2 protein-coding genes and 1 pseudogene are annotated in these 2,034 nt (G+C 33.8%); all 3 read right to left on the reverse strand.

What is annotated here, in order from left to right:
• Nucleotides 1–4 precede the first annotated feature (4 nt).
• The 3 genes and pseudogenes from GX687_06625 to GX687_06635 all read right to left on the reverse strand — a co-directional run bounded on the left by GX687_06625 (nt 5) and on the right by GX687_06635 (nt 1,987).
• Nucleotides 5–151 (reverse strand): hypothetical protein, encoded by a 147-nt coding sequence (locus GX687_06625; protein HHX97112.1) that lies wholly within the window; start codon nt 149–151, stop codon nt 5–7.
• Between the two features lie 103 nt (nt 152–254).
• Nucleotides 255–830 (reverse strand): annotated as a pseudogene (locus GX687_06630) (transposase).
• 272 nt (nt 831–1,102) lie between these two features.
• On the reverse strand, nt 1,103–1,987 hold the full coding sequence (locus tag GX687_06635; GenBank protein HHX97113.1) for an Abi family protein: 885 nt from the start codon (nt 1,985–1,987) through the stop codon (nt 1,103–1,105).
• Nucleotides 1,988–2,034 lie beyond the last annotated feature (47 nt).

The raw sequence follows: 2,034 nt of genomic DNA on the forward strand, positions 1-2,034 counted from the left end.
AAATTTACTTTAACCAAAACAACCTACTTTTTTCTTTTAATACCTTTCGTGTAGGTAAAGCAGGCCATCTTTGTTCACGCTGACCCTGACGCATGGCAGCAGCCAAATTAGTGAACAAAGCAGCATTTGTCTTTTGTAAATTTCGAATCAATTCCTTGACCTCTGCCCGTTTTGTTTGACCACTTAAAGAACAAGGACTTTCTAAAGGTTCCCAACCTAATTGTTTCCTTTAATATCTTTTTCCCGTAATTGAACTACCACCGGGATATCCCCATAGCTCCTACGATTAGAAATCTTATAACTCCATTTCGAATATTCAAACTTGCGTTTATATCTCTATCGTGATGTGTGCCACAAGAATGCAAAGGTCTTTGATACTACAACAATTTGCTTGCCGTACCATTTAGCCTTATATTCTAACATTCTTCCGATTACTTACTGACAAATCTTCCATACCGATGATGTCGTGGTTTTTAACAATTTCAGTAAAGATTTTGTGCAAGTAATCATTTCTTGCATTTACAATCTTTTCATGAAGTCTGACAACCGTAATCCATTGCTTATGCCAATTTTTCTTCTACGCTTCGGGAAAATTTGGGATTAACACAAGTTGTTCCATTAGACAAAATAGCAAAATCTTTTAATCCTAAATCAATACCAATTACTGAATTTATTTGTGGTAACTTTTGAACTTCTGTTTCAACTAAAATAGACACGAAATGTTAACCACCTGAATTTCATCTGATTGTTGCATTTATAATACGACCTTTTACTTCCCTACTTTTTGCAAAGCGAATCCAGCCCAATTTAGGTAGCTTAATTCTATTTCCATCAATTGTGAATTCCCTATTTAACTTATAACTATTAACCGTTTTTTCCCAAACCCCGATAGAAATTACTTGAATTTCAGATTAAATAATCTGGGATTTTTTATCATCTTCTTTTAGCTAAATCCTTTATAAGATATAAGTAATATTTAAATAATTGGGAAAATAAGGAATGTAAATTAAGCCTAATAATGACACAAATAAAGTGAGAATTCCATACCCGCTTAATATACGAATCTACACTATGGGTATAACCAAACTGAGGCTTCTATAAGTTACACACCCCTAAGCAATTCCTCCCAGTTCACCGGAAACCCCATTAGTTTTAAATCTACCTTTTCGTTCTTTTCGATTAAAGCCGAAAGGTTCGTTACAAAATTACCCCACATACTTTTATCTTTTAACAACCTTCCCATAATAAAAAAGACAGAAAACACGGTATTGTTATTTATCCCTTTTTTCCTGTCCGCCTTAAACAATTTTGGAGTAATTTTTAACCTACGATCATATAATCTTCCATAATGAGCACAAATGTTTCTAAAAACAGATAGGGTATACAACCATGTTTTAACGTACTCACCTTTTGTGTGATAGTAATTACTGGCTATTTCGTTTTGATCTTCTTCCTTAAGGTTATTGTACATTTTTGACAACACACTAAAGGAGATTAATTCAATAACGACCCAAATAGGGAAAACCCCCCCATATGCCGATTTATGATGTTGCACAAAGATTTCATCACTTCGCTCTATCTCTTCTTGAAATTTCCGCATCATATTACTATGGTAATCTATATTTCTAAAATTCTCGCATTTTTCGTAACCCATCGCCCCGTATTTATGAGCAATAAAATATGCAATATGGGTTCTAAAAGCAATTTCAATCGTTTCCAATACACCCATAATCATACTGCGTAGCGTTTTATCAAACTCATAAAGGCTATAAACATCACTAAAAGAAACCCCATCATGAAACCTATCACCGACCTTAAAAGAAAGCATATAAGCACTTAGACGGTAATAGTTGATCCTGCTAAGGATTTTTATTGCCTGCGATTCATCGTCTATTTGCAGGTTTCTATTTTTCAATATGTTTATTTGCTCTGTAAATGTAGTAGGTTTTTTAATTCTAGCTTTCTGATTGTTATTATTGACTTCCATATTAATCTCCCAAAATAAAATGTCCCACCCTGGTCCGCATTGTTAAG

The sequence above is a fragment of the Clostridia bacterium genome, from assembly GCA_012841935.1.
GTDB lineage: Bacteria > Bacillota > Peptococcia > DRI-13 > DTU073 > DUTS01.